A 7,206-nucleotide genomic window follows, 5' to 3' on the forward strand; every position below is an offset into this window, starting at 1 on the left:
GACGAGGTCGAGCCGGTGCCGGGCGGGCGGCGGCACGAACGTCCGGCCCGGCACCGGCTCGACCTCGTCCGGCTCGCTGGGCTTGACCGGGGCCTGCGCGGCCGAGGCCGTGACGATCAGGTCGGGTGACGCGCCGGCCGGGGTGCCGGCCATCAGCACGATGAATAAGGAGGTGAGGGCCGTGGTCGGCCACAGCCGCCGGCGGTTATGGCGCATGGGCGGGAATCTCCGTTCCTGTCAGAGTCCGACGGCGACGTAGCCGAGGGAGCGGTCCCGGGTCTGGTTCTCGCAGCCGGGGTCGCGTGAGTCGAACAGGTCGCCCCAGTTCGTCCGGCAGCGGAACAACTCGGAGCCGACCGCCTGCGGCGCTCCCGGCAGTCCCTGCGGCGGGCTGGTCCAGATGAAGCCGATCCTCTTCAGCACCGTCTTGCCCTCGCACGCGGCGTCGGTGGAGCTGAAGACGTCGACGCCGTCACGGCAGCTCATCAGCGCCGTGGTGCCGGGCAGCGAGGTCATCGCCAGCGTCCCGTAGTAGCCCTCGGGACGGTAGTTCGCCCCGAGACGGGCGGTGGAGCTGGCGTGGTCGTGCGGGTAGCCGGTCGTCAGGTGCCTGACCAGGCGGCTGTAGGCGCGGGTGTAGCCGAGCTCGAACTCCTTGGTCTGGTTCTCGCAGCCGGGGTCGGTGGAGGCGAAGTGCCCGACGTTCGGGATCAGGCAGCGGTAGACCAGCAGCGTGGGCACGCCGGCGGGCGGTGAGATGTAGAGCCGGCCGACGGAGCCGAGGTTGGCGTGCGTCCCGCAGTCGTGGGCGAGGAAGTAGTCGACCTCGCCGTTGCGGCAGGAGTACACCGCCCGCGTGCCGGGCTCGTCCGCGCCGGCCATCAGGCCGAGGGGGAACTCCAGGTGCGCCGCCGGCGGCACCGGCCCGTTGGTCACGATGTGCCGGCCGGTGGCGAGGTTGAAGTACCGGCTGAGCTGGCCGCCGTAGGGGACGGTCCGCCTGGTGACCGGCTTCTGGTACTCGGCCTTGATCTGGTCGGGGGTGCGCACGCCGGTCCAGGCGTGCACGTCGTCGATCTCCCCGGCGAACGGCGTCGCCGCCGCCCCCGCCTGCCTGCCCCGGCCGACCTGGAACGCGCCCGTGGCGTTCACCGTGGCCGCGCCCTTCTTCCAGGCCGCCTTCACGCCGTCGACGAAGAGCTGGAGCTCCTGGGCGGCCGGGTCGTAGACCCCGGCCAGGTGCGTCCACGCCCCGGCCTGCGCGCTGTCTCCCGGCTCGGTGCTGAGGGTCAGCTCGGTGTCGGTCGCCGACTGGGGCAGCGCGAACGACCACTTGCGGGTGTCGCCCCGGTAGCGGAGCTGGAAGCCGCTGCCCTGGCCGGCGTCCTGGCTGAGGACCGTGCGCCACTGGTCGCCGGCGGCGTCCAGCTTGACCCAGGCGCTGACGGTGAAACCGGCGTCGGTGCGCAGCGCGGTCCCGGTGGTGGCGAGGGTCTCGGGGCCGCCGTCGAACCGCACCGCGCCCGTGCCGACCTTGCCCGCGCTCCAGGAGGCGGCGCCGCCGAGCGTGCCGAGGTGGTAGTTGCCGGACACGTCCTGCGCCGTGGCTCCGGCGCCCTCGTCCAGCGGCAGGAACACCTCCTCGACGGCCGGGGAGCCGGCCAGGTCGTGGATCTCGTCGCCGGTGAGGGCGCGGTCGTAGAGGCGCACCTCGTCCAGCGAGCCCGGCCAGTGGTTCACCGGCTGGCCGCCCACCTGGGCCCGGCCGAGTTGCACCGTGCCGGTCGCGTTCCACGGGGTGAGGTGGCCGGCGGTGCTGCCCGGCACGCCGTCCACGTAGATCTCGATCTGCCTGGCGGCGGCGTCGTACCGGCCCACCAGGTGCGTCCAGCGGTCCGCGACGGCCGGGCCCGCCGACTCGGCGACGTCGCGTACGGCGTCGTCGGCGTTCTTGGCCGGCATCACGAAGTTCCACTTCTTGCGGGTCGGGTTGTACTGCAGGAAGAACCCGCTGATCGTGCTGCCGCTCTGGCTGACCGCCGTCCGCCAGTCACCGTCCAGCCGGTCCAGCTTCACCCACGCCGAGACGGTGAACGACTTGCTGGTGTCCACGGTCGGGCCGCCCGCGGTGCTCGCGAACCCGGTGACGCCGTCCAGCCGCAGCGCGTCCCCGTGCCGGCCGGCCCCCCAGTTCGCCGGCCCCTTGACGAAGGTCGCGTCGTGGCCGTTGCGTGAGTCGTCGACGACATTCGGCTCGGCGTATCCGTCGAGCTTCCAGTGGCCGTTCGGGGGCGTGCCGGGGCCGACCCAGAAGTGGTAGCGGTACTCCGGGCCGACGTTGCCGGCCCGGTCGATGCTGCGGACGAAGAGGTCCATCGGGCCGTCGTCGGGCGGGGTGGCCAGCACGTTCGCGCTGCCGGAGACGGCGGTGGCCTGGTAGACGCCCTCCTGACCGTACAGGTAGTACTCGAAGCGCGCGACGTCGTCCACGCCGTTCGCGTCGAGGGTGAAGCCGCCGGTGCGCCCGACGCCGCCGCCCCTGTCGCACGGGTCGTAGTCCGGGGGCGCGCACTCGGGGTAGGTCGTCGAGGTGACCTTCGGCGTCTTGTCCGGGGCCTTCCTGTCGATGGTGACGTCGCACCACGCCCCCCACGGACCGGCGTCGACCGAGTCCACGCCCTGCACGCGGTAGGCCAGCTTCGCGCCGTCACCGGCGTGCGCCGCCGGCACGTCCACGCTGAAGGTGGAGCCCGACGCCTTGAACGCGGTGGCCGTGCTGCCGAGCACCGCCCCGGACCTCGTGCGCCACTCGAACTGGGCCCGCACCAGCCCGCCGTCGGGGTCGGTGACGACCGCGGACAGCTTCGGCCCGCGCGGCCCCAGGTTGGGGTCGTTGTCGATGTACGGGTTGACGTACGGCTCGTTCGGCTGCACCGCGCACGCCAGGTTCTCCACCCGCTGGCCGGTCGGCGCGTTGGGCAGGGTGTTGTAGGTCACGACCAGGCTCGGGTTCGTGGCGAACTTCTTCCAGGCGTAGGCGTCGCCCTCGTCCTCGGCCTTCAGCAGGATCGCCACCTGCCCGCCGTGGGAGGCCAGCCCCTTGTTGACCGCGCCGACCGCGTTGAAGCCCACCCACGCCCCGGGGCAGGAGGCGTTGTAGCCGTGCGCCGCGTCGGCCGTCCCCAGGTGCACGGGGCTCCCGCCGGGGTAGGGCTGGTTGTTCCACGTCGTCCCGGAGCCGACCGGGTTCGTGCCCCACGCCTGCACCTTGCGCTTCGAGCACGACGGCGCGTAGCTCTCGAACACGTTGAACTCCGCGGCCAGCACGTGCCGGCCCGCCAGGAACGCCGCGTTGTACTGGAAGTACGAGCGGGCGATCCCGATGCCGTTGCAGTAGTCCCAGCCGCAGTAGCCGACCTTCGCCACGTTCTCCCCGTCGCCGCCCCAGAACGACTGGTCGGCGTACCGGGAGCCGGAGAGGACCAGCGCCATCCCGGTCAGGCCCGCGGCGAAGTCCGGGTCGATGTAGACGGGGAATCGCGTCCCCGGGTCGCTGAGCAGTTTGCGGTCGGGACGCAGGACCAGCTCGTCCTTGTTCAGCTCCAGCTCGCCGACCGTCCGGGCGGTGCCCGAGTCCCAGGCCATCGGCGCCCCAGAGCCGAACACCTGCCGGCCCTTCGCGTCACGGGCGAGCAGGTTGCCGTGCCCGTCGTCGCGGAACTCGACCCCCTCGGTGTCCAGGCCGAAGCTCAGCTCGGCCAGTTCGGGGTTGGCCGCCGCGGCCCGGTCCTTGACCACCAGCACCTGCTTGAAGCCCTGCGCGGTGGCCGTCAGCCGCAGGTCCACCCCCGTGAACACCTCCGGGTAGGTGGCGCTGTCGGCGCTCAGCACCGGCTCCGGCAGCGGCTCGGGCCAGCGCAGCGTCACCTGCTCCCGGCCCTCGCCGAGCCGGACCAGCGGCTGCTCGCCGCCGCCGGAGAAGACGACCGGCACGGTGGCCGCGGCCGGCTGCACCCCGCCGTCCGCCTGCCTGGTCAGTGTGGTGTCCACCGGCACCCAGCCCTGCCCCCGCCGGACCCGGACCGGGGCGGCCCGCAGCTCAGCCGTGAACGAACCGTCCGGGTTGGCGTACACGTCCCGGGCCTCGGCCTGGTCCGCCGGGACGGCGACCCGCTTGCCGCTCTTCTTCGCCTCCGCGAGCGCCCAGGGCGCCGAGCCCACCGGGTCGCCCGCCGTGCTTCTCGTGTCCGCCGCCGCCACCGCGGCCGGCGGGTTCGCCGGGGACGCCACCGGTAACAGGCCGGCGACCAGGGCTGTCACTCCCGCTATGGGCGCACGCAACCAGCGCCTCACTGTGCCTCCACAAATCCCTCGGGCAGCGCGCGTCCGTCCCGTGTCGTACGGGACGGACGTTCGCCGCGGGTGCTTCCCGGGAGAACGCCTTCGTCGAAGGCGGTGAAGTGCTCTTACGAGGCAGCCTCACATCCCGGCGAGGCATAGTTTCCGGCGCGAGGGGATTCATGATCCAGGTCAGAAAGCGGGCATTCATCGGACATTTGTCCCGGTCCACCGGCGGGCGTCCAGGACATGGGGAATGCGGGCCCCGGCGCGCGGTCGCGCCGAGGCCCGCCCGCGTCAGCGCCCGCTGGAGGCCGCGCGGTAGTGCAGATCCTGCACGTACGGCGTCGCCGTCACCGCGTACGGCGAGACGACCTTCGCCACCGTGGCCGCACCACGGGTCACGGTCGCCGAGGAGGAGCCGGTCCTCAGCGGGAACGTCTTCGCGGACACCCCGGCCGGGGCCTCGTAGGTCTGCGTCGCGCCGCCGATCGTGACGGACACCGTGCCCGCCGCGGTGAGCATGCTGAGCACCTCGACGGTGTCGCGGGCCGCCGTGCTGCCGCCGCGCAGCGTCATGAGCTTGGTCTGCGCGTACGACGGCTTGGCCGCGACCGGCTGGACGCGGTGCGTGAGGTAGGCCACGTCCTTGGTGATCTTCGGGCAGCCGAGCTTGTAGCAGGTCAGGTAGTAGGCGTTGATGTCGAGATAGGACCAGCCGGCGTTCCTGGACGGGGCGAACTGGGTGTTCTCGGAGTAGTCGTTCCAGGTGGTGAGCTGGACCCAGTCGGCCTTGCCGTCGATCGCGCCCTTCCACGAGGCGCGCAGGTTCTCGGTGTTGGCCGCCTCGTCGAAGACGCCCTGGTTGGGGCGCTCGTCCTGCACCGACACCGGCTGCATCCAGATCTTGCCCAGGCCGTGGACGGCGGTGATGGTGGCGGGCAGGTTGGCGTTGGCGGCCGGGCTGCGGCTGCCCCAGTTCGACAGGCCGTAGCTGATGGGCGCGAAGGCGTCCCGGTTCTTGGCGAACTCGACGAAGCAGGGCACCAGGGCGACCTTGATGCCGTGCTCGGTCTCCATGGTCGTCATCCAGTCCGTCCACCAGGTGACGCTGCGGTTCTCGGCCTTGAAGGGGGCGACGACCAGGCGGCCGTCGGCCAGCCGGTGGACCGACTTCGACGCGGCCAGCTTGGCCAGCGACGCGGCCAGGACGCCACTGTCCACCGTGGCCAGCCCGTTCATGTCCGGCATGAGCACGATCCGGAAGCCGGGGTCCACGGCCTCGGCGGCCTTGACGAGGTTCTGCACCCGCGTCCAGTTGGCGCTGGTCACCGAGAGGATGTCCACGGTGAAACCGTCGAGCCCGGCGGCGACGGCTTGCCTGACCTCGGTCTTCAGGTCCGCCAGCGCGTAGTCGCCGCTGACCGGGTCCCGTCCGGCGGGCCGGTCGCGCAGCAGCCCGCCGTACGCGGCGTGCTTGCCGCTCTCACCCTCCGGCTTGAGGTAGTTGCGGGCGTAGTAATCGTTTTCCGGAGCGGCGTTGTCGAACGAGATCGGGTACGGCGGGAAGTAGTGCGCGAACACCTTCTTGCCCGAGGCTCGCAGCGTCTCCGTGCCGGGCAGGGTGAACGGCAGCGGCCCGGCGCTCTGCCCGGAGCCCGGCGTGTAGGTCACCGTCAGTTTGGGTCCCCGGTCGCCGGTTTCGCGCGAGGACATCAGCACGGTCGCGGTGTCGGACGTGCCGGTGAGCGCGAAGGCGTAGGTGCCGTCGCCCTCGACGGCGGCGGACAGGTCCAGCCTGGCCGTCGCGCCGGCGGTGAACCCGGTGTGCCCGGCGACGACGGCGTCACCGACCGCCGGGCGGGTGTTCCAGGTGGTGGCGGCCTCGCTCCACGAGCCGGTCACCGTCCTGGCCGCGACGGTGGTGTCCGTCGTCCTGGCCGAGATGACGTCCAGCGTGACCTTGACGTCCTCGGCGTCCTGCGGGATGCCCTTGACCGCGAAGCGGGTCAGCGCCATGCGCTGCCCGGCGGCGGCGCTGCCGCAGCCGGAGCCGCACACGCTCAGCCACGTCGCGTCGGCGAAACTCTTGGCGGGCTCGGCCTGGCTGACGAACACGTCCTCCGTGGCGGAGAACGTCACGCTGACCGGCGCCGCCGCGGACGCCTGCACGGGGGCGGCGGTGACGGTCCCCAGCATGACGCAGGCCGTCACCGCCGTCAGCAGCGTCCGACATCGGTTGACCATGAAACTCCCTCTGACTCTCGAAGCGGCTCCCGACATGCGGAGCCGCTGTGCAGAGCCCAGGATGGAGCAAGATCAACCACCGTTTCCAGGATTACCCCAAAACGGGATTTTTGGAACGTCATAATTCGCCGTCCGTACCCGCCCGCTGACGTAGCGACGACGGGCGTCCGGCGCCCGGACGGTTTGGACCCCGGGCCTGGCTGGCGTGGGCCGGCCCGGGGTGAGGGTGCGGTCCGGCCGGGGGACGCCACTCCCGCCGGCCAGGCCGCCGCCCGCGGCCCTTTCCTTTCAGGGCCGTCGTCCGAGTGGCAGGATTCGAACCTGCGGTGCTCCTGCTCCCAAGGCAGGCGGGCTGACCAAACTGCCCCACACTCGGTCCACCCGCGATCGGGTGTCAATGAAGAAGCCGCCTCGGACCAGGTCCGAGACGGCTTGCCGGGAGCCCCGCGCAGGGGTCAGCCGGAAAGCCTCCGCCGCGGCTCGGGCAGGACGGCGGCGGACGGTCGCCACAGAGCCGGAATGAGCACGTCGCCGCCTTTCACGTTCTGTCGTCGTCGCTGGACGATGTCCACGGTAGACCGGTGATCGGCCCGCGTGCCACCCGATTATTCGCCCGCCCCC

The 7,206-nt window shown here is 72.0% G+C and carries 3 protein-coding genes and 1 tRNA gene; all 4 read right to left on the reverse strand.

Annotated elements, in window-relative coordinates:
- Nucleotides 1–216, reverse strand: a 216-nt coding sequence (locus FAF44_RS51035) for a hypothetical protein (protein ID WP_237110734.1), incomplete at its 3' end; no start/stop codon positions are given.
- A gap of 21 nt (nt 217–237) precedes the next feature.
- Entirely contained in the window at nt 238–4,320 is a 4,083-nt protein-coding gene (locus FAF44_RS51040) for a LamG-like jellyroll fold domain-containing protein (RefSeq protein ID WP_237110735.1), read from the reverse strand.
- 315 nt (nt 4,321–4,635) lie between these two features.
- Nucleotides 4,636–6,585 carry an endo-1,3-alpha-glucanase family glycosylhydrolase gene (locus tag FAF44_RS51045; RefSeq protein ID WP_237110736.1) on the reverse strand — a complete coding sequence of 650 codons (1,950 nt, stop codon included), beginning with the start codon at nt 6,583–6,585 and terminating at the stop codon, nt 4,636–4,638.
- A 300-nt stretch (nt 6,586–6,885) separates the two neighbouring features.
- Nucleotides 6,886–6,961, reverse strand: a tRNA-Pro gene (locus FAF44_RS51050).
- Nucleotides 6,962–7,206 lie beyond the last annotated feature (245 nt).

It is taken from the genome of Nonomuraea sp. MG754425 (genome assembly GCF_021699195.1).
Lineage (GTDB): Bacteria > Actinomycetota > Actinomycetes > Streptosporangiales > Streptosporangiaceae > Nonomuraea.